This window comes from Klenkia soli, from assembly GCF_900103975.1.
Classification (GTDB): domain Bacteria; phylum Actinomycetota; class Actinomycetes; order Mycobacteriales; family Geodermatophilaceae; genus Klenkia; species Klenkia soli.
The window spans coordinates 53,931-80,284 of the sequence record NZ_FNIR01000013.1 but is presented as its reverse complement, the minus strand read 5'-3'; the positions used below and the strand labels follow the sequence as shown (position 1 = coordinate 80,284).

The following is a 26,354-nucleotide window of genomic DNA, read 5'->3' as shown; positions in this document are numbered from 1 at the left end:
CGGCTCAGCCCTGCATGCGGATGCTGGTGGGGATGAGGCCGTCGCCGAGCGCGAACTCCGCGCCCGAGCCGAAGAACGTCGACTCCTGGTTGGCGAAGGGGAAGACGTCGGCGGAGGACACGAGCGCCGCCTCGGCCTGCAGCCAGGTGTCGCAGCCGTCGGTGCCCTCCATGGTGCTGGCCTGCGCGACGAGGGCGTCGTAGTCGGGGTTGGCGATGTGCGCGAAGTTGTTGCCGTCGGGCACCACGGTGCCGGAGACGAACGGCACCACCTGGTCGGGGCTGCTGACGTTCAGCTGCACCCAGGCGGCGTCCCAGTCCCCCGAGCCGAACAGCGTGCTGATCGACGCCGTCTCGTCCTGCGGGGTCACGTCCACCGTCACGCCCAGGTCCTGCCAGGCCGTGGTGACCAGCTCCGCGGCGGCCGAGCCGCTGGCACCCAGCTCGGTGTCGTAGAGGAACGTGATCGCCAGCGGCGTGCCGCCCTTGGCCCGGGTGCCGTCGGCGCCGGCGACCCAGCCGGCCGCGTCGAGGGTCGCGGCGGCGGCGTCGGCGTCGACGTCCGGCATCGCGTCGGAGACCGAGTCGCCGCCGCACGCGGAGGGGGCCGACGCGGCGAAGCTGGTGCCGGGGCCACCGCGGTCGGCGCTGAGCACCTTGGCGACCTGCTCGAAGTCCACGGCCTGGGTGAGGGCCAGCCGGACGGCCGGGTCGGACGCCGGGCGGCCAGCGGTCTGGTTGTACCACTGCTCGCCGAGGACGGCGGTGACGCTGGTGGAGAACAGCCCCGCCGACTCCAGCCGGTCGAAGTCCGGGCCGATGATCTGCGCGGCGTTCACCTCGCCGGACAGCAGCTGGTTGGCCGCGGTGGTCTCGTTCGGCACGATCTGGAACACCACCTGGTCGGGGGTCCCCTCGGTGCTGGTGCTCGCACCGTCCGGGCCCCAGGTGTAGTCGTCGCGCACCGTGTACGTGTAGTGGTCGTTCGGCACGGCCTCGGTGAGCTGGAAGGGACCGGTGCCCAGCGTCGAGTCGGTGAGCGAGTCGCGGTCGGCCAGCCCGGCCGAGCAGACCATCGGCACCCCGGCGAGGCCGTTGAGCACGAACGGCGCCGGCGCGGCGAGGGTCAGGGTGACCGTGCCGTCCTCGGCGCCCGTGGCGGTCACGCCGTCGGGCACGAACACCCCGAGGAACGGGCTCTGGTTGGCCGGGTCGGCGACGTAGTTGATGTTCTCCGCGGCGTCCTCGGCGGTGAACGGCGTGCCGTCGGAGCAGGTGACGTCGGGGTCCATCGTGAGCGTGACCGTCGACCCGTCCACCGACCAGTCGGTGGCCATCTGCGAGACGACCTCCCCGTCGGCGTCCAGGCCGAGCAGCGAGTCGTAGGCGAAATGGGTGATCTGGAACAGCCCGCTGGCCGCCGACGCCTGGGGGTCCAGGTTGCCCGGGTCGGCGGCGACGGCGAAGACGAAGGTGCCGCCGGAGACGGCCTCGCCACCACCCCCGGAGCCGCCGCCGCAAGCGGCGAGCGCGAGGGCGGTGACGCCGAGTCCGGCGGCGGTGCGGACGTGCCTCATGCGGGGGTCCTCTCGGGGCGGGGCTGGGCTGGACGGGGCGGGGTGTGCGGGGGCAGGTCAGGCGTCGGCACGGCGCACGGCGCGGCCCAGGTGCAGGAAGCGGGCCCGGCCCGAGCCGTCGTCGCCGAGGAAGACGTGCGGGATGTGCAGCCCCATCTGGCCCTGCACCGGGATGAGCGCGTCGGGGCCGAAGCCGACCAGCTCGGTGCGCTCGGGGCCGTCGGTCAGGTCGACCAGCGGGTCCTTGGGCACGATCTGCAGCCAGATGCGCTCCTGCTCGTCGGCGCTGACGACGAGGTCGTAGACGAGGCTCTCGTAGGTGCCGGTGAACCGGGTGGGGTCCACCGGCGCGGGGTCGGCCGGCGGGGTGGGCAGGGCCCGGGGCTCGAGGCCGGCGAGCTCGCGCAGCACGTGCCCGACGACGTCGGCGTACAGGGCGTAGGGGTTGCCGCCGTTGGTCAGCAGGGCGACGGCCAGGTCGTGCTCGGGCACCAGGCGCAGGAACGAGGCCTGGCCGATGGTGTTGCCGTCGTGGCCGTGCACCCCGCCCGGGCCGTCGAACAGCTCCCAGCCCAGGCCCCACGCGTCGCCCAGCACCCGCAGCTCGGGCAGCCGCACCTGCGGCTCGCGCATGGCCGCGACGGTGGCCTCGGCCAGCAGCCGGGTGCCGTCGGGGGCAACCCCGCCGGACAGGTGCAGCCGGCCGAAGCCGACCAGGTCGCGCGCCGACATGGCCAGCATCGACCCGGCCGGGGCGTTCGAGCGGACCATCGCCCACACCGGTGCGGCCACCTGCTCGGCGCCCGGGGCCGGTGTCACGTGGCCGACGGCGACCCGGTGCACGATCGCCTCGTAGGGGCTCGGCGAGGCGGTGGTCAGGCCCAGCGGGGTGATGAGGTGGTCGGTGAGGCACTGGTCGTAGGGCTTGCCGCGCAGCACCTCGACGAGCAGGCCGAGCACGCAGTAGCCGGCGTTGTTGTAGCTGAACAGCTCGCCGGGGGCGAACAGCTGCGCGACCCCGGCGAGCTCGCCGAGGTAGGTCGACAGCGCGTCGTCGCCGCGGCCGGTGTCGGTGAACACGTCGCCCTCGAAGCCGGCGGTGTGCGCCAGCAGCTGCCGCACGGTGATCGCCGCGGCGGCGGACTCGTCGCCCAGCCGCAGGTCGGGCAGGTACCGGCGCACCGGGGCGTCGAGGTCGACCGCGCCCTCGTCGACCAGCTGCATCACCAGGGTCGCCGTCCAGACCTTGGTGACCGAGCCGATCTGGAACACCGAGTCGGTCGTGGCCTCGACACCGGTGGTGCGGCTGAGCAGCCCCGCGGCGGCCTCGACCACCTCGCCGCCCACGGACACCGCGACGGCTGCGGCCGGCACGTCGTGCTCGGCCAGGAGGGCCGGCAGCCGGTCGGCCAGCCAGGCCCCGACCTGCTCCACCGTGGTGCTCGTCGCGCTCGTCATGGCGGTGGACGCTAGGGGCGCCGGGCGAGCTGCCGTTCGTCCGCGCGGCCGAACCGGCGGCACCCCGTTCGTCGTGTCGGACGAACCAGTACCGGCACCGCGGCGGCACGATCCGGGCATGGCCCGCCCGCTGCAGCTCGCCGACCTGGCCGCGTTCGCCCTGCCCGCGGAGCCGGCCATCGCCCCCGACGGCCGCACCGTCGTCTACGTCCTGCGCACCACCGACACCGGGGCCGACGTCGACCGGCGCTGCCTGTGGGTCGTCCGCGCCGACGGCGACGGGTGGGCCGCGCCGACCCCGCTGACGCACGGCCCGGCGGACACCGCGCCCACCTTCTCCCCCGACGGCGCGGTGCTGGCGTTCCTGCGGGCCGCCGACGGGGCGCCCGCCCAGCTGCACCTGCTGCCGATGACCGGCGGCGAGCCCGAGCGGGTCACCGACCTCCCCCTGGGGGCCGGTGCCCCGGTGTGGCGCCCGGACGGCGGCGCGCTGGCCTTCACCGCCCCGGTGCACCCGGCCGGCACCCCCGACGAGCACGCCCCGCTGGTGACCACCCGGCTCGGCTGGAAGGCCGACGGCGCGGGCCACCTCGGCGAGGTGCGCAGCCAGGTGCACGTGCTCGACCGGGCCAGCGGCGAGGTGCGGCAGGTGACCTCCGGCGACCGGCACGTCGGCGCCCCCGCGTGGTCCCCCGACGGCCGGCGGCTGGCCTTCGGCGCCCCCACCGGCCCGGACCCCGACCTGACCGGGCGTTCCGCGGTGCACGTCGTGCCGGTCACGGGCGGGCAGCCCGAGCAGGTGGGCCCGGCCGAGGGCGTCGCCGGCCCGGTCGTCTGGGCCCCGGACGACGTCCTGCTGGTGAGCGGGCAGCAGCGGGTCGAGGTCGGGCACACCCAGCTGCTCCGGGTGCCGCTGGACGGCGGCCGCGTCACCGACCTGGCCGCGGTGCTCGACCGCAACGTCATGCCCGGCGGCCCCGGCTACCCGGGCGGGCCGGCGCAGCTCACCCCGGACGGTCGCCGGGTCGTGTTCTGCATCCGCGACCACGGCTGCACCCACGTCGTGGCCGCCCCGGTCGACGGCTCCGGGGCGCCGGAGGGGCTGGTCGGCGGGGACGACGTCGTGGTCTCCGGCCTCGCGGTGGCCGCCGGGGCCGACGTCGCCGCGGTCGTGCTGGCCGACCCCACCACCTTCGGCGAGGTGGCCGTCGTCCCGCTGTCCGGGGGTGCGCCGGTGCGGCTGACCCGGCACACCGCCGCCGCCCTGCCGGGCGTGGCCCTCGTCGCGCCGCAGGCGCGCACCTTCACCGTCTCCGACGGGCGCACCGTGCACGGCTGGCTGCTGCGCGACCCCGCCGTGACCGGCCCCGGCCCGCTGCTGGTCGACGTGCACGGCGGCCCGCACAACGCCTGGACCCCGGCCGCCGACGCGATCCACCCCTACCACCAGGTGCTGGCCGGCCGGGGCTGGTCGGTGCTGCTGCTGGACATCCGCGGCAGCGACGGCTACGGCCTCGACCACCACACCGCCGCCGTCGGCCGCTGGGGGCTCGCCGACGAGCGCGACGTGCTGGAGCCGCTGGACGCCCTGGTCGCCGAGGGCGTCGCCGACCCCGACCGGCTGGCGCTGACCGGCTACTCCTACGGCGGTTTCCTGACCTGCTGGCTGACCGGGCGCACCGACCGGTTCGCCGCGGCCGTGGCCGGCGGCGTGGTCGCCGACCTCACGGGCATGTGGGGCACCTCCGACGTCGGCCCGCTGCTGGGCGGCCTGGAGTGGCCCGACCCGGTGACCGACCGCGCCGCGCTGGCCGAGGTCAACCCGTGGACCCGGGTCGGCGCGGTCACCACCCCCACGCTGGTGGTGCACGGCGCCGCGGACGAGCGCTGCCCGGCCGGGCAGGCCGAGCTGTGGTTCACCGCCCTGCGCAGCCGCGGGGTGCCCACCGAGCTGGTCCTCTACCCGGGGGCCTCCCACCTGTTCGTCGTCGACGGCCGGCCCAGCCACCGGGCCGACCTCAGCCGGCGGATCATCGACTGGACGGAGCAGCACGTGACCACTCCCCCGCTGGACGGCGCGCACTGGCAGCAGCGCCTGGACTCCCTCGCCGCGGCCCACCAGGTGCCCGGGGCGACCCTGGCGATCCTGCGGCTGGGCCGTGACGGCGCCGACGACGAGCTCGTCGAGGCCGCCACCGGCGTGCTCAACACCGCCACCGGCGTCGAGGTGACCACCGACTCGGTGTTCCAGATCGGCTCGATCTCCAAGGTCTGGACGGCGACCCTGGTCATGCAGCTGGTCGAGGAGGGGAAGCTGGACCTCGACGCCCCGCTGGTCGAGGTGCTGCCCGACCTGGCGCTGGGCGACCCGGACGTCACGAAGCAGGTGACGATGCGGCACCTGCTCACCCACACCAGCGGCATCGACGGCGACGTGTTCACCGACACCGGCCGCGGCGACGACGTGCTCGAGAGGTATGTGGCCGCCTTGGCGGAGGTCCAGCAGAACCACCCGCTGGGCGCGACCTTCTCCTACTGCAACTCCGGGTTCAGCCTGGCCGGCCGCGTGGTCGAGGTGCTCACCGGGACGACGTGGGACGCCGTGCTGCGCGAGCGGGTCGTCGAGCCGCTGGGCCTGACCCGCACCTCGACGCTGCCCGAGGAGGCGATCCTGCACCGGGTCGCGGTCGGCCACGTGAGCGAGGGCCCCGACCAGCCGTTCGAGCCGGTCACCACCTTCCTGCTGCCCCGCTCGGCCGGGCCGGCCGGGCTGATCAACGCCTCGGCCCGCGACGTCACCACCTTCGCCCGGGCGCACCTGACCGGCGGCGCCCCGCTGCTGTCGGGGAGCACCGCCGCGGACATGCAGGCCGAGCAGACCCAGCTGCCCGACACCCACACCCTGGGCGCGGACTCCTGGGGCCTGGGCTGGATCCGCTTCGGCTGGGAAGGCCAGCGGCTTTACGGCCACGACGGCACCACCTTCGGGCAGAACGCCTACCTGCGGGTCGTGCCCGACGCCGGGCTGGTCGTCGTCCTGCTGACCAACGGCGGCCACACCGCCGACCTGTTCCGCGCGCTGGTCGGCGAGGTCGTGTCCGAGCTGGCCGGGGTCACGATGGCCGACCAGATCCAGCCGGCCGACCCCGCGCCCGAGCTCGACCTCGCGCGGTGGACCGGCACCTACGAGCGCAGCTCGGTGCGCACCGAGGTCAGCGAGCGCGACGGCGGGCTGGTGCTGCGCATGGTGCCCACCGGCCCGCTCGCCGACGCCCCCGGCCACTCCCCCGAGGAGCTGACCCTGCACGCGGTCGCCGACGGCCTGTTCTGCGCCCAGCCCCCGGGCCAGGAGAGCTGGATGGCGGTGACCTTCTACGCCCTGCCCGACGGCAGCGAGTACGTGCACTACGGGGTGCGGGCCAACCCCAAGGTCGGCTGATGCACGACCTGGTGCTGGTCGGCGGCCGGGTGGTCGACCCGGAGACCGGCCTGGACGGCGTCCGGGCCGTGGGCATCACCGGGGGCACCGTCACCGCGGTGAGCGAGGAGGTGCCCCCGGGCCGGCAGGTGTGGGACGTGTCGGGCCAGGTGGTCACGGCGGGGTTCGTCGACCTGCACAGCCACGCCCAGTCGCTCACCGGTCTCCGCCTGCAGGCGATGGACGGCGTGACCACGGCCCTGGAGCTGGAGGCCGGGGCGCTGCCGGTGGGGCTGGCCTGCGCACGCGCCGAGGCCGAGGGCCGTCCGGTGAACGTCGGGTTCTCCGCGGCCTGGACCGACGCGCGCATGCACGTGCTGGACGGCGTCCCGTTGCCCGGGGACGGCGACCTCAGCCTCGACCTGTTCGGGCAGTTCCAGAACGGGCCCCGGTGGCGGGGTCCGGCCACCGACGCCGAGGTCGACCGCATCCTCGGCCTGCTCGACGACGCCCTCGACGAGGGTGCGCTGGGCATCGGCTGCCTGGTCGGCTACGCGCCCGACAGCGGCCGCGCCGAGTACTTCCGGCTGGCCGGGCTGGCCGCCCGCCGCGGGGTGCCCACCTTCACCCACACGCGGTTCATCTCCACCGAGGAGCCCGGGACCTCTCTCGAGGGCGCGCTGGAGGTCATCGCCGCGGCCGCCGGCACCGGCGCGCACATGCACATGTGCCACGTGAACTCCACCTCGAACCGGATGCTCGACGAGGTCGCCGCCGCGGTGGAGACCGCCCGGGGCGAGGGCGTACGGGTGAGCACCGAGGCCTACCCGTACGGCGCGGGCTCCACGGTGGTCGGCGCGGCGTTCCTGGCCCCCGAGGCGCTGCACCGCATGCGGCTGACCCCGTCGTCGATCACCTGGCTGGCCACCGGCGAGCGGATCGCCGACGCCGCGCAGCTGACCCACCTCCGGGCCACCGACCCCGGCGGCCTGGTCGTGGTGCACATGCTCGACGAGGAGGACGCCGGTGACCTCGCCCTGCTCGAGCGCTCGTTCCTGCTGCCCGACACCGCGGTGGCCACCGACGCGATGCCGCTGGTCGGTCCCGGCGGCGCCGCCGTGCCCGACGTCTGGCCACCCCCGGCCGACGCGGTCACCCACCCGCGCACCGCGGGGTCCTACGCGCGGACGCTGCGCTGGCTGGTCCGCGAGCGAGGGGTCCTCGGCCTCACCGAGGCCCTCCGCCGGTCCTCCCTGCTCCCGGCCCAGCTGCTGGAGGCGGCCGTCCCGGCGATGCGCCGCAAGGGCCGGGTGCAGGTCGGCGCCGACGCCGACCTGGTGGTGTTCGACCCGGCCACCGTGACCGACCGGGCCACCTACACCGCGCTGGCACCCAGCAGCGGCTTCCAGCACGTCCTCGTCGCCGGCACCCCGGTGGTGCGCGACGGCGAGGTCGTGCTCGACGCCCTCCCCGGGCGGGTCGTCCGCCGCGGCGACGCCTGACCCCACCTCAGGGGCAAGGCTCAGAGCCGGCGCTCCATCGCCGCGCGGCGACCGTACCGGTCCAGACCGAGGTCGACCTCGTGGGCCAGCAGCAGGGCCAGGCCGGGGGTCGGGTCGGTGATCTCGACGAACCCGTGCCGGGCGTAGAACGGCCCGTTCCAGGCGACGTCGGCGTAGGTGCACAGCGTGACCCGGTCGGCACCGTGCTCCCGCGCCTGCTCGACGGTCGCCTCGAGCAGCCCGGCCCCGATGCCCTGCCGGCCGTGGGCGGGGTCGACCGACAACTGCTCCAGGTGCACCGCGCCGTCGACCAGCTCCAGGACGGCGAAACCCCGCGGCGGTCGGCCCTCGACCAGCACACGCCACGCCTGCGCCCGCTGCGCCGGGGTGGCCGGCGGCGGGAAGTCGGTCATGCCCAGCGGGACGAAGAGCTGGTCCGCCGCCCGTTCGACGTCGGCCAGCAGCGGCAGGTCGGCCTCCTCGGCGCGGCGCACGCTCACAGCTCGGTGACCTCGTAGGTGTGGCCGGCCGCGCGCAGGCGGTCGACCAGCACGGTGCCCAAGGCGGTGGCCGGGGTGAGCGAGCCGGCGCGGTCGGGCAGGTCGTCCAGGGCCAGCGACAACCCCGCCTCGCCGAGCATCACCGCGGTCGCCGCGTACCCCGGGTCGCCCTTCCCGGCGGCGACCGAGCGGTAGCGCCGGCCGGACTCCGTCGTCCCCGTGGTGACCATGCGGAAGAAGCCCTTCGCCCGGGTCGCGGCGTCCGGGCCCTCGCCGGGCGCCGGCAGCACCCGGTCCAGCAGCGCCGCGGTGGGTCCGAACGCCATGGCCGAGACGCCGGCGAGCAGCCCACCGGTGACCGCGCCGGCGGCGACCGCGCCGCCGATGCCCGTGCCCGTGGCCATCACCTCGCCGTAGGAGAACCCGCGCCCGTAGGCGAAGTCCTGCAGCGCGTTGCTGCGCCGCACGACCCGGGTGTTGAACGAGGCCATGACGAACGGGGCGACCCAGCGACCGTCCGCGGTGCGGGAGGGCGTCGACGCGTCGCGGGGCTGCCGGGTGGCGGGCTCGGCTGCCCGGTCGGGGCTGAGGGCGTAGGGGTGGCCGGCCACCCGGCGCAGCTCGGGTCGCTCCTTGATCGCGGCGACCTGGGCGCGCATCGAGTCGATCGTGCCGCCGGAGAACCCGCCCTTGGCCGTGGCCACCGTCTGCACGTCGGTGAGGCCGCCGGCGCCGTCGGCGGCGGCCCGTCGGGCCAGCTCGGCGACCGCGAGGTCGGAGGGGATCGAGTCGTAGCCGCAGGCGTGCACGATCCTCGCCCCGGTCTCCCGGGCGAGCGCGTCGGTGGCGTCGACGGCGTCCCGCACGAAGAGCACCTCGCCGGTCAGGTCGGCGTAGTGCGTGCCGGCCCGGGCGCAGGCCTCGACCAGGGGCAGCCCGTACCGGGCGTAGGGCCCGACGGTGGTGACGACGGCGCGCGTGCTGCCGGCCAGCTCGGCCAGCGCGGCGGGGTCGGCGGAGTCGGCGACCAGCACCGGCCAGCTCCGGCCACGCTCGGGCAGCCCGGCGCGGACCACCTCGACCTTGGCCCGGGTGCGGCCGGCCAGCGCGATCCGCGCACCCTCGGGGGCGTGCTCGGCCAGGTACTCGGCCACCAGCTTCCCGACGAACCCGCTGGCACCGAACAGGACCAGATCGTGCGCGCGCTCGCTCATGGGACCCATCCTCGCCGACCGGTAGCCTCGCCGCGTGACCGGGAACCCCGAGCCGGGCCGGCTCTACAGCGACCTGTTCCAGGACGCGTCGCACTTCGAGGAACGCTTCGTCGACGACCTCGACCGGCTGGCCGCCATGAGCTCGGCGCTGAAGACCCTGGGCCTCCGCGTGGTGCTGACCAGCGGCTCGTTCGACATGATCCACGAGGGCCACAGCCGCTACCTCGAGCACGCCCGGTCCCTGGGCGGGTTCCTCATCGTCGGCGTGGACAGCGACGAGAAGGTCCGCCGGCGCAAGGGGCCCAGCCGGCCCGCCGTCCCCGAGATGGAGCGGCTGCGCATGGTCACCCACCAGCGCGGGGTGGGCATCGTGACCCTCAAGCACGTCGAGCACGAGCAGTGGGCGCTGATCAAGGCGGTGCGCCCGGCCGTGCTGGTGGCCACCGCCGACACCTACACCGCCGAGGAGGTCGCCCGGCTGGAGGCCGAGTACTGCGACCGGGTGGTGGTGCTGGACCGGATGTCGACGGTGAGCACGTCGGCCCGGCTGCGGCTGATCCACCTGGCCGACGCGGCGGCCACCGAGAACCCGTGAAGCAGGTCCTGCTGTACGCGCCGGTCTACCACGCGGGCCACCGGCGGCTGTTCGCCGAGCACGCCGACGCCGCGGAGGTGCTGCTGCTCGGCGAGGGCTTCGCCGAGCAGTTCCCGGCGATGCGCAAGGAGATCCGGGCGCTGGCCGCCGGCACCGTGGCCCGGCTGGTGACCCTGGAGCACGGCGTGGCCGCGCGCGTGGTGCAGCCGGACGACCTGCCGGACGCGCTCACCGGGGACGTCGTCGTGGTCCCCGACGAGGCCGTCACCCGGGCCCTCGCGCAGCAGCACGCGGGGGTCCCGTGGCGGTTCGAGCGGACCTTCCTGCGCTGGGACCGGCCCTGGGCCACCGAGGAGCGGCCGGCGCAGGCGAGCGCCGCGGCCACCACCGACCCGGTGCACGTCGCGCTCATGCAGCGGACCGTCGCCGTCGGGGACCGGTCCTCGGACTGGTGGCGCCAGGTCGGCGCGCTCGCGGCCCGGGGCGGCGAGGTGCTGGCCACCGCGCACAACCGGCACCAGCCCACCGAGTACGCGCCCTACGTCTCCGGCGACCCGCGCAACGAGTTCTCCCGCGGGCTGCGCGCCGACCTGTCGACGGCGATCCACGCCGAGGCCTCGCTGGTGGGCCAGGCCGCCGCCGGTGCCTTCGACACCGCGGGCGCCGACCTCTACGTCTCGGCGTTCCCCTGCCCGGCCTGCGCCTACCTGGTGGCCGAGGCCCGGTTCGCCCGCTGCTTCTTCCGCGGCTCGTACGCGGTGCTCGACGCCGAGCAGATCCTGGCCGGCGCCGGGGTCGAGCTGGTCTGGGTGGACCTCAGCGCACCGAGCTGAACCGCATGCGCAGCGGGCGCTCCCCGTCGGGCACCAGCACGTGCAGGTGGGCGTGCGCGATGGTGCCGCCGGTGCCCTCGCACGGCCCGTTGCGCATGCCCAGCCCGTAGGGCCCGCGGGTGTCGCCGCGCACGGTGCGCAGGATCGTCCACAGGTCGGCGCGGGCCTCGTCGTCGAGGTCCAGGACGTCGGTGACGTGCGCCCGGGGCACCAGCAGCAGGTGCTGCGCGGCGCCGGCGTAGGGGAAGTCGTTGTGCAGGGCTCGCCAGTGCACGGTCTCGGTGACGACCTGACCGCCCCCGGCCTCGGACCCCGCGTCGGCGCAGAACAGGCAGACCCCGCGCGCCCCGAGGTCGGCCATGCGGGCGACCTGCTCGGCGGTGCGGGCGTTGGCCGGGCAGTACAGGTCAGCCACGGGTCAGCGTCTGGAAGGTGACGTCGGCGCCCGACGCCGTGGTGAGGTCGCGGCTGTCGGCGACGGTGAAGCCGTCGAGCCAGCCCTCGGGCATGCGGGTGTCGCCGCCGGGTTCCAGGTGCACCCGGGTCAGGTGCACCGTGCCGACCTGCGGCAAGGCCTGGGCGTAGAGCTGGGCACCGCCCATCACGACCACCTCGGGGTGCTCGGCGTCGGCAGCCAGTCGCGCCGCCAGCGCGAGCGCGGCGTCGAGGTCGCCGGCGACGGTGGCCGCGCCCGGCGTCCAGACCTCCGGTCCGGCGGGGGCCGAGCGGCGGCTGACCACCACGGTGTGCCGGCGCGGCAGCGGCTGCCCCAGGCGCGCGACCACCGACTCGTGGGTCAGCCGACCGGCGACCACCACGTGGCCGGTGGTGAGCTCGCGGAAGCGGCGGAGGTCCTCGCTGATGTGCCAGGGCAGGCCGTTCGCGTCGCCGATGACGCCGTCGTCGGCCACCGCCACGACCAGCGACAGCCTCACGAGGCGACCGGGATGCCGCGGATGGCCGGGTGCGGCTCGTAGTCGGCCAGCGCGAAGTGGGTGGCCCGGAAGTCATGGATGTCGGTGACCTGCCGGCCCTCGTCGGTGAGGGTCAGGGTGGGCAGCCGGCGGGGCTCGCGGCCGAGCATCTCGTGGACGGCGTCGAGCTGGTCGACGTAGATGTGCGCGTCGCTCATCGTGTGGTGGAACGTGCCGGCCCGGGTGCCGGTGAGCTGCGCGAGCATCAGCGTCAGCGCGGCGTACTGGATCATGTTCGCCGGAACGCCCACCGGGACGTCGGCCGACCGCTGGAACATGTGCAGGTGCAGGGTGCCGTTGAGGACCCGCACGTGCACCCAGCCGTGGCAGGGCGCGATCGTCGTCCCGGGGGTCTTGCCCTCGCCGCGCACCTGGTACTGCGGGATCCACGGCGACACGAAGTGGGTGCGCAGCTCGGGCAGCTCGCGCACCTGCTCGACCAGGTGGGTGAACTGGTCCATGGGCTCGCGGCCGGGCGGGGCCGGGAAGTCGTGGAAGGCCCCGCCGTAGGAGCCGGGCCCCAGGTCACCGTCGGGCAGACCGCGCTTGCGGGTCTTCGCAGGCGTCGCCCAGGCGTCCCACCAGTCGCAGCCGAACGCGGCGAGCTCCTCGAGCGTGGTGGCGCCGTTGACGAACGCGCACAGCTCGCCGATCGCCTTGGGCCAGAAGCCCTTGATGGACCGCTCGGTGATCACCGGGAAGCCGTTGCGCAGCGGGTAGCGGGTGGTCTGCTGCATGAGGGTCAGCGCCTCGACGCCCTGCCGGGTCGCCGTCCGCTCCCCCTCGGTGACGATCGCCCGCAGCACGTCGGCGTACTGGCCGTCGGGGGTGCGCTCGGCGAACGGCAGGTACAGGTCGTCGTCCACCGGCACAGAATTCCACGCCGCCGCTACCGCCGGTCGGCCCCCTGCCGCCCGCCCACGCCGGAGCGGGCCGCCCGGTGCAGGTGCAGGGCCAGCTGCAGCCGCAGCCGTCCGGCCGGGTCGCGCACCCCCCAGCCGAGCATCTGCTCGGCGTGCTGGAGCCGGTCCTGCAGCGTGGAGTGGTGCAGGTGCAGGGCCCGGGCGGCGTCGCGCTGGCTCCCGGTCGTGGCGACGGCGTCGAGGGTCGTCAGCACCCACGGACCGGCGGCGGCCGCGCCCTGCAGCGCCCGGACGTCGGGCAGCGGCGGGGCGTCGTCGACCGCTCGGACCAGGGCCAGCACCGTCGCCACGTCGTCGGCGTGGACCTCGCGGGGCCCGGGGTCCTCGGCGGTGCCCTCGGCCGTGAGCCGCAGGGCCAGCGCAGCCAGCTCGGCCGAGCCGGGCAGCTCCTCGACGGGGACCGCCGGACCGGTGCCGCACCGGACACCGGCCGGCGCCGGCTCGCCGCCGCAGACGACCGCCCACCGCCCGTCGGCCAGCGCCACCGCGCGGGCCGGACCGGTCAAGCCCAACCGGTGGGCGGCGGCCTGCCGGTCGGCGGGGGTGGCCGCCGGGTCCAGCACCACCTCCACCGAGGCCGGGTCCGCGCCGGGGCGACCGCGCCGGGTGCGGTCGAGCACCGTGCCGACGGCCGCGGCCGCCCGCTCCAGCACGACCGCGTCCCGGGTGCCGGCCGGGCCCGGGCGCTCCAGGAGCAGCTCACCACCGGTGCCCTCGACACCGGTCCGCACCCACCCGGGGTCGGTGGCCGCGGACCCGGCCGCCAGCACGCCGTCGGGCTGCGCCCGGACGACGAGGCCCCGCTCGTGGTCGACGTACCGGGCCGCGCACCCGGCCAGCTCGGCAGCCCCGCGGACGACGTCCTGCAGCCCGGCCCGCGCCGCCAGCAGCGCGTCGAAGTGCCCGACCGCCCGCAGCGCGGCGCCCACCTCGGGGTCCAGCGCCGCCAGCCGCATCGCCAGATCGTTCACGGGGCCATCCTGTCCGCCGGCCGGCGCCGCCACCAGCCCCCGGTCAGGCGGCCAGCAGTCGACGCAGCCACGCGATCCGGGCCGCCCGCGCCGCCTGCGAGATGGCGGCGTCGGGGACCAGCAGGTCGAAGCCGTGGCACCCGCCGGGCCAGACGTGCAGCTCGGCGACACCGCCGGCCGCCCAGATGCGCGAGGCGTAGGCGACGTCCTCGTCGCGGAAGGTCTCGGTCGAGGCGACGTCGATGAACGCCGGCGGCAGGCCGGCGAGGTCGGTGGCCCGGGCCGGCGCGGCGTAGGCGGGCACGTCGGGGCCGCCCGCCGCGTCCCCGAGCAGGGCCGTCCAGCCGGTCTGGTTCGAGGTCCGGTCCCAGACCCCGACGCCGGCCATCTGCTGGGCCGACACCGTGTCGTTCCGGTCGTCGAGCATCGGGTAGATCAGCACCTGGCCGGCCAGGGCCACCTCACCCCGGTCCCGCGCCATGAGGGCCAGCGCGGCGGCCAGCCCTCCCCCGGCGCTGGCCCCGGCGACGACCACCCGTTCGGGGTCGATGCCCAGCTCCGCGGCCTGCCGCACCGTCCAGACCAGCGCGGCGTAGCAGTCCTCCACCGGGCCGGGGTGCGGCGTCTCGGGGGCGAGCCGGTACTCCACCGAGACGACCGCGAGGCCGAGCTCGGCGGCCCAGCCGGCGATCTCGAGCAACCCCGTGCGGGCGTCCCCGATGATCATTCCGCCGCCGTGGGTGTGCAGCACCGCCGGCACCGGAGCCATCGCCGCGGTGGGCCGGAGCACGATCACCTCGACGTCGGGCGCGCCGTCGGGACCGGGCACCGTGCGGGTGCTGACCTGCAGTGCGCCGCCCTGGGACAGCTCGTCGTCGCTGGCCGGCGGCAAGGCCGGGTTGGGCTGCCGGAGCACGGGGATCATGTCCGGGGTCAGCGACGAGGGCAGCAGCTCGCCCAGCGCGTCGAGCGCGGCGGCGACCAGGGGGTCGAAGGGCGGGCGGGGCAGCGACGTCGTCGTCACGGGATCTCCTGGGGCCGGGGCGGTCACCGGTGACCGCGATCACCATCGTGTCCTGCCCACCGCCGTCTGCCCAGCGCCACCTGGCGGTGCTCGCCCGCCAGGTGGCGGCCCCTGCGTCAGGCCCGCGTCTGCTGCACCAGCGGGCAGGTGAACGGGTTCCGCTCCCCCAGCCCCACCCGGTTCAGGTACCGCACGACGATGCCGTACGAGCCGACCAGGCTGGTCTGGGTGTAGGGCACGCCGTGGTCGGCGCAGAACTGCCGGACCAGGGGCTGGGCGTGCCGCAGGTCGGGCCGGGCCATGCTCGGGAACAGGTGGTGCTCGATCTGGTAGTTCAGGCCACCCATGGCGATGTCGGTCACCCGACCGCCGTCGATGTTGCGGCTCATCAGCACCTGGCGGGAGAGGAAGTCGACCCGGGTGCCGGCGGGCACGATCGGCATGCCCTTGTGGTTGGGCGCGAACGCCCCGCCCATGAGCAGCCCGAACAACCCCAGCTGGACGGCGACGAACGCGGCGGCCTTGCCGGGTGGGAGGACGACGAGGACGGCGACCAGGAAACCGACGAGCCGGGCGCCGATGATCCCGAGCTCGAGCCGGCGGTGCGGCAGGTCGGCCCGGGTGAGCAGCTCGCGCAGCCCGGCGACGTGCAGCTGCAGGCCCTCGAGCAGGAGGAGCGGGAAGAAGGCCCAGCCCTGACGGGCCAGGAACCAGCGGCCGACGACGCCGGATCGGGACCCGGCGTCGGCGGGGTCGAAGACCAGGACCCCGGGGGCGATGTCGGGGTCGCGGCCGACCTGGTTGGGCCCGCTGTGGTGGCGGTTGTGCTTGCCGGTCCACCAGCCGACGCTCAGCCCCGCGCCCACGCCGGCGAGCAACCGGGCGGCCCAGGCGTTGGCGCCGTGGGAGGCGAAGACCTGGCGGTGCGCGGCGTCGTGGGCGAGGAACCCGAACTGGGCGCTGGTCACGGCCAGGACGGCGGCGACGGCCAGCTGCCACCAGCTGTCGCCCAGGAGCGCGAACGCCACCCAGGCACCGGCCGTGGTGCCGACCACCGCAGCCGCCGTCGCCCCGTAGAAGCCGAGCCGACGCCGCATGAGGCCGGCGGCCTGGACCTGCTCGGCGAGCTGGGCGTAGAGGGTGGCCGGACGGGCACCCGCCCGTGCCCGGGACGCGGGCACGGGCGGGGGGTCCTGCAGAGCGGTCACGGTCGGACAGCTCAGCCGGCGGCGCGCTTGAGCGCGGTGCGGGCGCCGGTGATCCCCTGACCGAACATGCCGGTCAGGAGGGCGGGTGCCGTGCGCTGCTGCTCGCCCTGCTGGGCGGCCAGCACGATGAGGACGCTGGTCAGCACCGGGTTGATCCACTGCAGCGGCTTGAGTGCGGCCTGCCCCTCGGCGACGTCCGCCGGGGTGTCCGAACCGGGCTCGGTGGCACCGGCGGCCGGGGCCCCCGAGGCGTCCTTCGCACCCTTGGCGGTCTTCGCGCCGGCGAGCCCGCTGGCCAGCGTCGTGCCCATCGCGGCGGCGGTGAGCACGGTCTTGATGACCGTGTTGCTGACTGCGCCGTCCTGGTTGGCGACCCGGCCGCGGTCGGCCCGGGCCATGCCGAGGGAGCCGACGAGGTGCACGCCGATGGCGGCGGCCTGGACGGGGGCCCACTTCGCCCAGCCGATGGAGCTGAGCCGCACGCGCTCGGTCGGGTCCTTCGCGGCGGCCGCGGCACCGTTGACGCCGAAGGCACCCATCAGGCTGCCCCCGAACCAGGCGGCGAGGCCGATGTCGTGCATCGAGCGGAGGACGGTGTGCCGGTCAGCGGTCATGAGGGGCTCCAGGGGGGCGGTCGCGCAGGATGGAGCCAGGGGTTCGCGTGCCCGACCGCACCCCGGACGACGTCGTCCGGTGCACGGGCAGGAATCGGCACGAGGTGCGGGACCTCGTCAGCGGCCGACGACGGACTCGCCCGGTCCAGACCCAGGGCGGATGCGGTGATGGATCTCGCACGGGGGGACCTCGCAGACCATCGGCGGAGGGCCGCCGGGTCCGGGACGGTGTCGAGCAGGCGAACTCACCAGCACTACCCCCCGCCGGGCGGGCTGAACCGCGCGCACCCGTATCCGGTCGGCGGACCGCGGACACGCCAGCGGGGGCGGAGCCGGTCGGCTCCGCCCCCGCTGGGGACCTAGGTGCTGGTGGTCAGCTGCAACCGCTGGTGGAGCCGCAGCCCTCGCAGACGTAGCAGCTGCCGGCCGGGCGCATCTTCGTGCCGCAGGTCATGCACAGCGGCGCGTCGGTGGCCGTGCCGGTGACCAGCTCGAGCAGCTCGGCCGAGGAGTGGGCCTCCTTGATCGACTTCGGGCCGGCCGGGGTGACCTTCTCCTGCTGCTTCTCGGGGGCCTCGGTCGGCGCCGAGCCACGCAGCGCCTCGAGGTCGACCTCCTCCTCGACGGTCGCGGTGGAGGCCGTGCCGTAGGACCCGGCAACCTGCGCCGCGCGCTCCTCGGCGGTGAAGATGCCCAGGTTCGCGCGCTTCTCGATGGACAGGTGGTCCAGCGCCAGGCGCCGGAAGATGTAGTCCATCACCGACTGGGCGATCCGGATGTCCGGGTCGTCGGTCATGCCGGCGGGCTCGAAGCGCATGTTGGTGAACTTGGAGATGTAGGTCTCCAACGGCACACCGTGCTGCAGCGCCAGCGAGATCCCGATCGAGAAGGCGTCCATGACACCGGCCAGGGTGGAGCCCTGCTTGCCCAGCTTGAGGAAGACCTCGCCCAGGCTGCCGTCCTCGTACATGCCGGCGGTCATGTAGCCCTCGGCACCGGCGACGGAGAAGGACGTGGTGACGCTGGTGCGCTTCTTCGGCAGCCGCTTGCGCACCGGGTGGGACAGGGCGGCCGCGGCCGGGGCCTCGGCGACGGGGGCCACCTCGGCCTTGGTGCCGTCGTTCTTGCCCTTGCCGCCGGACAGCGGCTGGCCGACCTTGCAGTTGTCGCGGTAGATCGCGAGGGCCTTGATGCCCATCTTCCAGCCCTGGAAGTAGATGTTCTCGACGTCCTCGATGGTCGCCGTCTCGGGCATGTTGACCGTCTTGGAGATCGCACCGGAGATGAACGGCTGGACCGCGGCCATCATGCGGACGTGGCCCATCGGGGAGATGGCCCGCTCGCCCATGGCGCAGTCGAAGACCTCGTAGTGCTCGGGGCGCAGGGTGGGGGCGTCGACGACGTGGCCGTGCTCGGCGATGAACTCGACGATGGCCTCGACCTGCTCCTCCTGGTAGCCGAGGCTGGCCAGCGCCCGCGGGACCGTCTGGTTGACGATCTGCATGGACCCGCCGCCGACCAGCTTCTTGAACTTGACCAGCGAGAAGTCCGGCTCGATGCCGGTCGTGTCGCAGTCCATCATGAAGCCGATGGTGCCGGTGGGGGCCAGGACCGACGCCTGGGCGTTGCGCCAGCCGTTCTGCCCACCGATGGTGAGGCACTCCTGCCACTGCGCGGTCGCGGCCTTGAGCACGTCGGCGTCGTCGGCGCCGACGGGCCGGATGGCGTCGTTGGCGGCCGAGTGCTTGCGCATGACGCGGGCGTGCGCCGAGGCGTTGCGGGCGTAGCCGTCGTAGGCGCCGACCACACCGGCCAGCTCGGCCGAGCGGCGGTAGGCGGTACCGGTCATCAGCGAGGTGATCGCCGCGGCCAGCGACTGACCACCGCGGGAGTCGTAGGCGTGGCCGGTGGCCATCAGCAGGGCGCCGAGGTTGGCGTAGCCGATGCCCAGCTGGCGGTAGGCCCGGGTGGTGTCGCCGATCGGGTCGGTCGGGAAGTCGGCGAAGCAGATGGAGATGTCCATCGCGGTGATGATCAGCTCGACGGCGCGGGTGAACCGGGGGGAGTCGAACGTGCCGTCGGCCTTGAGGAACTTCATGAGGTTCAGCGAGGCCAGGTTGCACGAGCTGTTGTCCAGGCTCATGTACTCCGAGCACGGGTTGGACGCGTTGATCCGCCCGGTCTCGGGGTTGGTGTGCCAGTCGTTGATCGTGTCGTCGTACTGGATGCCCGGGTCGGCGCACTCCCACGCGGCGGTGGTGACCTTGCGGAAGAGCTCCTTGGCGTCGACGGTCTCGATCACCGAGCCGTCGGTGCGCGAACGCAGCCCGAAGCCGGTGCCCTCCTCGACCGCCCGCATGAACTCCTCGTTCACCCGGACCGAGTTGTTGGCGTTCTGGTACTGGACGCTGGTGATGTCGCGACCACCGAGGTCCATGTCGTAGCCGGCGTCGCGCAGCGCACGGATCTTGTCCTCCTCGCGCGCCTTCGTCTCGACGAACTCCTCGATGTCGGGGTGGTCGATGTCCAGCACGACCATCTTCGCGGCGCGGCGCGTCGCCCCGCCGGACTTGATGGTGCCGGCGGAGGCGTCGGCCCCGCGCATGAACGAGACCGGGCCCGACGCGGTGCCGCCGGAGGACAGCAGCTCCTTCGACGACCGGATGCGGGAGAGGTTCAGGCCGGCACCGGAGCCGCCCTTGAAGATCAGGCCCTCCTCGCGGTACCAGTTCAGGATCGAGTCCATCGTGTCGTCGACGGCGAGGATGAAGCAGGCGCTGACCTGCTGCGGCGACGCGGTGCCCACGTTGAACCAGACCGGCGAGTTGAAGCTGAAGTACTGGTGCAGCAGCATCCAGGTCAGCTCGTGCTCGAACAGCTCGGCGTCGCCCTCGGTGGTGAAGTAGCCGTGCTCGCGGCCGGCCTCGGTGTAGGTGAGCACCACGCGGTCGATCAGCTGACGCAGGCTGGTCTCGCGCTGCGGGGAGCCGACCGCGCCGCGGAAGTACTTGGTGGTGACGATGTTGGTGGCGTTGATCGACCACTCGGAGGGGAACTCGACCCCGCGCTGCTCGAAGTTGATCGAGCCGTCGCGCCAGTTGGTCATGACGACGTCGCGACGCTCCCAGGTCACCTCGTCGTAGGGGTGCACGCCCGCGGTGGTGAACACCCGCTGGACCGTGAGGCCCTTGCGCTCGACGGACTTGCCGTTGCGCTTGCGGCCGGACGAGATGCGGTCGGTGGTCTCGGTCAAGACTCCCCCTGGGATTCGTGTGTCTGCACCCGCGCCGGTGGGGCGGGTGCCGGTTGCTTCGTGCTGGGTGGAACGGGTGAGGCCACCGGGTCCCTGCGTACCGGGAGGTACCGGCAGTTCTCCGGCCGTGCTCGTGGATCTGCCCCGGCAGCGGTGCCGGGTGCCGGTGCGGTGGGGAAGGCCGCGGACCGGTGGTGGGACGGGGTGGCGGGTGGGCCGCTAGGGCGCAGCGGGCTGCGGCGTGCCGGGCTGGGGTGTGCCGGGACCCGGCGGGCCGGCGTCGCCGACGATCCGCGGGATGACCGGCGGCGGGAGGTCGGCCGACGCGATCTCGGCCACCGAGGCGGCCTTGGCGCGCATCTCGGCGATCTCCTTCTCGAAGTCCGCCGCCGAGGTGAAGGAGCGGTACACACTGGCGAACCGCAGGTAGGCGACCTCGTCGAGGTCGCGCAGCGGGCGCAGGATGGCCAAGCCGACCTCGTTGCTGGGCACCTCGGCCGACCCGGTGCAGCGGACCGCGTCCTCGACCTGCGCGGCCAGCACGGCGAGCTGGTCCTCGTCGACCGGCCGGCCCTGGCAGGCCCGCCGCACGCCGGCGACGACCTTGGCGCGGTTGAACGGCTCGGTCACCCCGCTGCGCTTGACGACGGCCAGCACGGCCTCCTCGACGGTGGTGAACCGACGGCCGCAGCCCGGGCAGGAGCGCCGACGGCGGGTGGTCGCCCCCTCGTCGGTCTCGCGCGAGTCGACGACCCGGCTGTCGGGGTTGTGGCAGAACGGGCAGCGCACCGGGGTCATCTCCTCACGGGTCCGGAGGGGCTCCCTGTGGACTCGGTCGGGGACATCCGGTGGACGACCTCGGGAGAACCTGGGGAACAACCTGTGGACGGAACGACATCTCTGTAACTACTAGATGTTGTGGTGAGAGTAGCTCCGGACCCCTACTGGTGTGCAACCCCTGGCTGGCGTGTCGCCTTCCCAGAAGTGCACGACAGGACCGGCCGCACCTGGCAGGCCTCGCGCCATACGCGCCCCACCACGCCGTACGCACCCACCCGCCCCTCGGGACCCCGCCACGGCCGCCCCCGCGAGTCGACGACGTCAGGGCAGGACGAGGACCTGACCGGGCACCAGGCGGGTGTCCTCGAGGCCGTTCGCCTCGCGCAGGGCGTCGACCACGCCTCGCGGATCGACGTCGGGGGCGACCGACTCGGCGATCGACCACAGGGTGTCGCCGCTGTGCACCACCACGCTGGACCGCCCCGCCAGCTCGAGCGCGGGGTCACCTGCACCACCCAGCGCCGGGCCGACGACGGCCGCCACCCCGAGCGCGGCCACCACACCCAACCCGCTCAGCACCACCCGACCGCGGCGGGTCAGCCGCAGCCGGGCCGGACCGACGGGAGCCGGGTCCGCCGCAGCAGCGGGGGCGACGGGGACGGCGGGCACGGCGGGAACGGAGACGGCAGGGGCGGGGACGGCTCGCGGCGCGCCGGGACGCAGCGGGACCACGACCGCGCCGGCGGGACGCAGGGGCAACACCGGGGCGATCGACCCACCCGGGGTGGCGACCGCCGAGCGGGACAGCGCCCGACCGGCCGGGTGGTTGCCCCGCCGGAGGTCGCCACGCCCCGCCTGGGCACGGACGACCGGCGCCGGGAGGGCGGTCGGCATCGCGGCGCCGGGTGCGGCGCTGCGCGGGACGGTGCGGAGGGGGCTCGCGGTGCTGGCCATCTGGGGCAACTCCTGTCGCTCGTGCGGGCCCTCGCGGACCCATCCCGGTCGAACGGCTGTTCGATCGAACGTCTGTGCGGATGTCTACCGCACGGGTCCGACAAAATCGAGATGACACGGGTGGAACTTCGAACACGTGTTTGAAGAATCGGCCCGCAGGCGTTACGGTCCGTATCGATCACCCCGGTCAGCGCGTCGGCCACCCGCCTCCGCGACGACCGCCCGGACAGCACGGCTGCGGCACGCGGCCGACGAGGAGGACACGTGGCGAGCGCGGGAGACACCCCCGGCGGGACCGACGGCACCGGCAAGCGACCTCGCCGGCCGAGGGCGAGCAGCTCCGCCGAGCCGGCGTCCGGCGGTCGCGGTGCGTCGGTGCGCGAGTTCCCCGAGCGCGGTGAGGCCGGCGACGGCCTGACCCAGCGCCAGCGCCGGGTCCTGGAGGTCATCCGCGACTCCGTCGAGCGTCGCGGCTACCCGCCGAGCGTCCGCGAGATCGGCGAGGCCGTCGGGCTGTCCTCGGCTTCCTCGGTGGCCCACCAGCTGTCGACGCTGCAGAAGAAGGGCTGGCTGCGGCGCGACCCGAACCGCCCGCGCGCCCTCGACGTGCGGCTGCCCGGCGACCACCCCGACGCCGACCCGTCCGCCGCCGGGTTGGCCGCGGCCGGTGCCGGCAGCGGGGTCGACGACCCCCGCGTCCCCACCCCGACCTACGTGCCGTTGGTCGGGCGCATCGCCGCCGGTGGTCCGGTGCTGGCCGAGCAGGCCGTCGAGGAGGTGTTCCCGCTGCCCCGCGAACTGGTCGGCGAGGGCACGCTGTTCATGCTGAAGGTGACCGGCGAGTCGATGATCGACGCCGCGATCTGCGACGGCGACTGGGTGGTCGTCCGTCAGCAGGCCACCGCCGAGAACGGCGAGATCGTGGCGGCGATGATCGACGGCGAAGCCACGGTCAAGACCTACAAGCGCCGGGACGGCCACGTGTGGCTGCTGCCGCACAACCCGGCCTTCGAGCCCATCCCCGGTGACGACGCCACCGTCCTGGGCCGCGTGGTCACGGTCCTGCGCCGGGTCTGACCCCGTCCGGGCGGGTGCGCGTCCCTCCCCCGCACCCGCTCGCCGGCGCGGCGACGATCGCGACGGTCAGCGGCGGCGCAGACGCCCGACGCCGGCGACCAGCACCGCGGCGGCGACGACCGCGATCGCGCCCGCGGCCCACGGGGAGAGCGGCGCGCGCGGCGCTGCGGCGGTCTCGCCCGCGGCCTCGGTGGCCGTCGCCGGCTCCGTGGACGCGGCCGGTGAGAGTGCACCGACCGCCGGCAACGCCGTCACCACCGCCGGCAGCCCCTCGCCGGTGACCACCAGGCTGCGCCCGTCGGCGGCGAAGGCGATGGCCTCACCCTGCGGTGCGGCGGGCAGCGGCACGACCACCGGCGCAGCGGCCAGCGCGCCCACCACGTCGGAGCCGGACAGCGCCCACACGTAGGCGTCGGTGTAGGTGCGCAGGGCGAGCACCGCGCCGTCGGGGCTGACCGCACCACCGGTGATCATGAGCTGGCCCGCGCGCCCGACCGGTCCGCCCTCGGTGCCGGTCAGCGCGAGCGGGAGGTCGGCCACCTTCTCCAGCGGCACCGCGGCACCGGCGTCCAGCGCGCCCACCGGGCGGTAGACCTCACTGGTGCCCAGCACCTCCTTGGTGACCAGGTACGGGGTGCCGTCGGGGGCCAGCAGCAGCGCCTCGACGTCCCGCGGGCCGTCCGGGTAGGTCAGCCGGTAGACCGTGGCAGCACCGTCGGGGGCCAGGGCGATGAGGGCGACCGTCGCACGGGACAACCGGTTGTCCCCGGTGTCGGCGAGCCAGACGGTGCCGTCGGCCGCCAGGGCCATGTCCTCCGGGTCGTACGGGTCGACGGCCGCGGTCCGCTCGCCGGTGACCGCGCAGCCGCCGTCCAGCTGGTAGACGACCACTGCGTCGCCGCCGTCGTTCATCACCGTCGTGGTGCCGCCGTCGACCGCCATGCCGGAGATCTCCGGCAGCCGGGCGTCGGTGACCGAGCAGAGGTCCTGCGGGGCGCCGTACAGGGCCGCGGGCTCCTCGGCGGCAGCGGTCTCGACGCCGCGCTGCGGCACGCCGTTGGAGAGGAAGGAACCGGGCAGGAAGGGGCCGGTCAGGACCGCGGTGCACAGCAGGACGGCCGCGGACCTGCGGGAGCGGGCCCAGGACCGTCGGGTCCGGGCCTCAGGCAGCAGTTCGCCGTCCTCGAGCACGTACGAAGCGTGACAGGACGACTGCGTCGAGTGCATGCACCACGCCCAGCAGGACCACCCCCACGGCAGCTCCCACCAGTGCATCCGTGACCCAGTGGAAGTCCAGCGCCACCATGGCCACACCCGTCACGACCGGACCGATCACCGACAGCACCCAGAAGGCCCGCTGCGCCCGGTCGGGCAACCCGAAGTCGACCGCCTGCCAGCGCGCCACACCCCACATCAGCACGGCGTTGGCGACGTGGCCCGAGGGGTAGGACGCACCGTCCCGGTGGAAGAAGGACCCCGGGTAGGCCGGCGCCGTCCGGCCGGTGCCGTACTTGAAGGCGTAGACGACGGCGGAGAGCAGCACCAGGGCGAGGAGCACCCGCACGACCGGGAGCGGGCTGCGCCGCTTCCAGGCGATCCACCCGACCAGCCCGGCCAGCACGACCAGGATCGTCACCCGGCCACCGGCCTGGGTGAGCACCCAGACCGGCCAGTACGCCACCGAGTCGCGCAGACCCCAGTCGCTCACGATCTCCGAGACCGCGAGGTCCATCCGCTCGAGCGCACCCCGGGCGAGCAGGTCGACCGTGACCAGCACGGTGACGACCACGCCGAGCAGGACCGCCCACCAGGGGGGTCGACCGGTCCCGATGACCGCCGCCCCACGGCGAGCGGGCGCCGCGGCGGCGCTCGGGGAGGTCACAGCGAGCACGGTACCGCCCGCGCCGTGACCTCCCCGTGACCTCGGGGGCAGATCAGGCCCGGGGGGCCGTGAACTCGCCCAGCGCCGCCGCCAGGGCACCGTCGACCCGGGCGTGCAGCCGGGTGCCCTCGCCGGAGAACTCCTCGCTGAGCACCTCGCCGTCGGCGTGCACCCGGGAGACCAGGTCGCCGCGGTCGAAGGGCACCAGGACGTCGACGTCGACGTCCGGGTGGGGCAGCCGCCCCGCGATGACCGCGCGCAGCTCGTCGAGACCCTCACCGGTCGCCGCCGACACCCACTGGGCGCCCGGCAGCGCCTGCCGCAGCGCCAGCACGTCGTCGGGGTGCATCGCGTCGACCTTGTTCACCACGACCAGCTCGGGCACGGCGGACGCGTCGATCTCGGCGAGCACGACGTGCACCGCATCGATCTGCCCGAGGGGGTCGGGGTCGGACCCGTCGACGACGTGCACCAGCAGGTCGGCCGCGGCGACCTCCTCGAGCGTGGAGCGGAAGGCGTCGACCAGCTGGTGGGGCAGGTGCCGCACGAAGCCGACCGTGTCGGTGAGCGTGTAGTCGCGGCCGTCGGGGGTCTCGGCGCGCCGGACCGTGGGGTCGAGGGTCGCGAACAGCGCGTCCTGGACCAGCACGCCGGCGTCGGTGAGCCGGTTGAGCAGGCTGGACTTGCCCGCGTTGGTGTACCCGGCGATGGCGACCGAGGGCACCTTGTTGCGGTCCCGGCTCGAGCGCTGCGTGGCCCGGGCCGTGGCCATGCCGGCGATCTCGCGGCGCAGCTTGCTCACCCGTGCCCGGATCCGCCGTCGGTCGGTCTCGATCTTGGTCTCACCGGGACCGCGGGTACCGATGCCGCCACCGCCGGCGACCCGACCACCGGCCTGCCGGGACAGCGACTCACCCCACCCGCGCAGGCGCGGCAGCATGTACTGCATCTGGGCCAGCTCGACCTGCGCCTTGCCCTCACGCGAGGTGGCGTGCTGGGCGAAGATGTCCAGGATCAGCGCGGTGCGGTCGACCACCTTGACCTTGAGGATCTTCTCCAGCTGGTTGAGCTGGCCGGGCGTCAGCTCACCGTCGCAGATGACGGTGTCGGCGCCGGTGGCCGCCACGATCTCGCGGATCTCGGCGGCCTTGCCGGAGCCCACGTAGGTGCCGGCATCGGGCTTGTCCCGCCGCTGGCTCACGGCCTCGAGCACCTCGGAACCGGCGGTCTCGGCCAGCGCGGCCAGCTCGGCCAGCGAGCGGTCGGCGTCGGCGGCGGTGCCCTCGGTCCAGACCCCGACCAGCACGACGCGCTCGAGGCGCAGCTGCCGGTACTCGACCTCGGTGACGTCGGCGAGCTCGGTGGACAGCCCGGCGACGCGGCGCAGCGCGCCGCGCTCCTCCTTGACGTAGGAGCCGGTGGTGTCGTCGGGCTCGTCCCACTGACCCCGGGGAGCGGGGCGGGTGTCGGTCGGGACGGGCGACACGGCGGCCTTGTCGGCGCGTGCAGCGGCGTCCTCGAGTACGGCCCGGTTCTGTGCTGTGGTCATCGTCTCCCAGCGTGTCACGCTCCCGCACCGGGGAGCACCTTGATTCCCC

At 74.7% G+C, this 26,354-nt stretch carries 22 protein-coding genes; 5 read left to right on the top strand and 17 right to left on the bottom strand.

Translation table 11 applies throughout. The annotated features are described in order from the left end of the window. Positions 1-4 precede the first annotated feature (4 nt). Both BLS67_RS19110 and BLS67_RS19105 read right to left on the bottom strand, forming a co-directional pair. Positions 5-1,576, bottom strand: coding sequence for an ABC transporter substrate-binding protein (locus BLS67_RS19110; protein ID WP_091248367.1), 1,572 nt, complete (start codon positions 1,574-1,576; stop codon positions 5-7). A 57-nt stretch (positions 1,577-1,633) separates the two neighbouring features. After that, a complete protein-coding gene (locus BLS67_RS19105) occupies positions 1,634-3,034 on the bottom strand; it encodes a serine hydrolase domain-containing protein (protein WP_091248363.1) in 1,401 nt (466 codons plus the stop codon). A gap of 118 nt (positions 3,035-3,152) precedes the next feature. Here BLS67_RS19105 and BLS67_RS19100 point away from each other — a divergent pair, with 118 nt between their 5' ends. Continuing rightward, positions 3,153-6,473 (top strand): serine hydrolase, encoded by a 3,321-nt coding sequence (locus BLS67_RS19100; protein ID WP_091248359.1) that lies wholly within the window; start codon positions 3,153-3,155, stop codon positions 6,471-6,473. Further along, complete coding sequence (locus BLS67_RS19095; RefSeq protein WP_091248356.1) at positions 6,473-7,954, top strand: amidohydrolase family protein; 1,482 nt, start codon at positions 6,473-6,475, stop codon at positions 7,952-7,954. The genes BLS67_RS19100 and BLS67_RS19095 overlap by 1 nt, the downstream gene beginning before the upstream one ends. A 20-nt stretch (positions 7,955-7,974) precedes the next feature. Here the strand turns inward: BLS67_RS19095 and BLS67_RS19090 are convergent, their stop codons facing one another. After that, complete coding sequence (locus BLS67_RS19090) at positions 7,975-8,454, bottom strand: GNAT family N-acetyltransferase (protein WP_091248352.1); 480 nt, start codon at positions 8,452-8,454, stop codon at positions 7,975-7,977. Then, entirely contained in the window at positions 8,451-9,668 is a 1,218-nt protein-coding gene (locus BLS67_RS19085; RefSeq protein ID WP_091248348.1) for a saccharopine dehydrogenase family protein, read from the bottom strand. The genes BLS67_RS19090 and BLS67_RS19085 overlap by 4 nt, the downstream gene beginning before the upstream one ends. Before the next feature lie 34 nt (positions 9,669-9,702). Here BLS67_RS19085 and BLS67_RS19080 point away from each other — a divergent pair, with 34 nt between their 5' ends. Next, on the top strand, positions 9,703-10,263 hold the full coding sequence (locus tag BLS67_RS19080; RefSeq protein ID WP_091248344.1) for an adenylyltransferase/cytidyltransferase family protein: 561 nt from the start codon (positions 9,703-9,705) through the stop codon (positions 10,261-10,263). After that, a complete protein-coding gene (locus tag BLS67_RS19075; protein WP_091248340.1) occupies positions 10,260-11,096 on the top strand; it encodes a deaminase in 837 nt (278 codons plus the stop codon). The genes BLS67_RS19080 and BLS67_RS19075 overlap by 4 nt, the downstream gene beginning before the upstream one ends. Here the strand turns inward: BLS67_RS19075 and BLS67_RS19070 are convergent. From BLS67_RS19070 to BLS67_RS19025, 10 genes are all read right to left on the bottom strand, one after another. Beyond that, positions 11,080-11,511, bottom strand: coding sequence for an HIT family protein (locus BLS67_RS19070; protein WP_091248337.1), 432 nt, complete (start codon positions 11,509-11,511; stop codon positions 11,080-11,082). The two genes, BLS67_RS19075 and BLS67_RS19070, sit on opposite strands and share 17 nt — an antisense overlap. Then, on the bottom strand, positions 11,504-12,031 hold the full coding sequence (locus BLS67_RS19065; protein WP_091248334.1) for a dihydrofolate reductase: 528 nt from the start codon (positions 12,029-12,031) through the stop codon (positions 11,504-11,506). The genes BLS67_RS19070 and BLS67_RS19065 overlap by 8 nt, the downstream gene beginning before the upstream one ends. Then, positions 12,028-12,936 carry a thymidylate synthase gene (thyA, locus tag BLS67_RS19060; RefSeq protein ID WP_207500739.1) on the bottom strand — a complete coding sequence of 303 codons (909 nt, stop codon included), beginning with the start codon at positions 12,934-12,936 and terminating at the stop codon, positions 12,028-12,030. Before thyA ends, BLS67_RS19065 begins: the two co-directional genes overlap by 4 nt. A 23-nt stretch (positions 12,937-12,959) precedes the next feature. Continuing rightward, a complete protein-coding gene (locus BLS67_RS19055) occupies positions 12,960-13,964 on the bottom strand; it encodes a PucR family transcriptional regulator (RefSeq protein WP_091248331.1) in 1,005 nt (334 codons plus the stop codon). 43 nt (positions 13,965-14,007) lie between these two features. Next, on the bottom strand, positions 14,008-14,988 hold the full coding sequence (locus BLS67_RS19050; RefSeq protein WP_242654205.1) for an alpha/beta hydrolase: 981 nt from the start codon (positions 14,986-14,988) through the stop codon (positions 14,008-14,010). A gap of 116 nt (positions 14,989-15,104) precedes the next feature. After that, the gene (locus BLS67_RS19045; protein WP_242654204.1) at positions 15,105-16,196 is read right to left on the bottom strand and encodes a fatty acid desaturase family protein; all 1,092 of its coding nucleotides are present in this window, start codon (positions 16,194-16,196) and stop codon (positions 15,105-15,107) included. Between the two features lie 11 nt (positions 16,197-16,207). Then, on the bottom strand, positions 16,208-16,810 hold the full coding sequence (locus BLS67_RS19040) for a hypothetical protein (RefSeq protein WP_091248327.1): 603 nt from the start codon (positions 16,808-16,810) through the stop codon (positions 16,208-16,210). A gap of 373 nt (positions 16,811-17,183) precedes the next feature. Further along, positions 17,184-20,063 (bottom strand): vitamin B12-dependent ribonucleotide reductase, encoded by a 2,880-nt coding sequence (locus BLS67_RS19035; protein WP_091248324.1) that lies wholly within the window; start codon positions 20,061-20,063, stop codon positions 17,184-17,186. Between the two features lie 219 nt (positions 20,064-20,282). After that, positions 20,283-20,861 (bottom strand): transcriptional regulator NrdR, encoded by a 579-nt coding sequence (gene nrdR / locus BLS67_RS19030; RefSeq protein WP_242654203.1) that lies wholly within the window; start codon positions 20,859-20,861, stop codon positions 20,283-20,285. Positions 20,862-21,164: 303 nt separating this feature from the next. Further along, positions 21,165-21,797, bottom strand: a complete 633-nt coding sequence (locus BLS67_RS19025; protein ID WP_207500738.1) for a LysM peptidoglycan-binding domain-containing protein — start codon at positions 21,795-21,797, stop codon at positions 21,165-21,167. A gap of 264 nt (positions 21,798-22,061) precedes the next feature. On the opposite strand from BLS67_RS19025, the gene lexA reads away from it, so the two are divergent. Continuing rightward, positions 22,062-22,874 carry a transcriptional repressor LexA gene (lexA, locus tag BLS67_RS19020; RefSeq protein WP_091248320.1) on the top strand — a complete coding sequence of 271 codons (813 nt, stop codon included), beginning with the start codon at positions 22,062-22,064 and terminating at the stop codon, positions 22,872-22,874. 66 nt (positions 22,875-22,940) lie between these two features. Here the strand turns inward: lexA and BLS67_RS19015 are convergent, their stop codons facing one another. From BLS67_RS19015 to hflX, 3 genes are read right to left on the bottom strand one after another with little or no spacing between them, the layout of a single operon-like run. Next, positions 22,941-24,065 carry an SMP-30/gluconolactonase/LRE family protein gene (locus BLS67_RS19015; protein WP_242654202.1) on the bottom strand — a complete coding sequence of 375 codons (1,125 nt, stop codon included), beginning with the start codon at positions 24,063-24,065 and terminating at the stop codon, positions 22,941-22,943. Beyond that, positions 24,037-24,756: a phosphatase PAP2 family protein gene (locus BLS67_RS19010; RefSeq protein ID WP_091248317.1), complete on the bottom strand. Its 720-nt coding sequence runs from the start codon at positions 24,754-24,756 to the stop codon at positions 24,037-24,039. Before BLS67_RS19010 ends, BLS67_RS19015 begins: the two co-directional genes overlap by 29 nt. Positions 24,757-24,808: 52 nt before the next feature. Then, on the bottom strand, positions 24,809-26,305 hold the full coding sequence (hflX, locus tag BLS67_RS19005) for a GTPase HflX (RefSeq protein ID WP_091248313.1): 1,497 nt from the start codon (positions 26,303-26,305) through the stop codon (positions 24,809-24,811). Positions 26,306-26,354 lie beyond the last annotated feature (49 nt).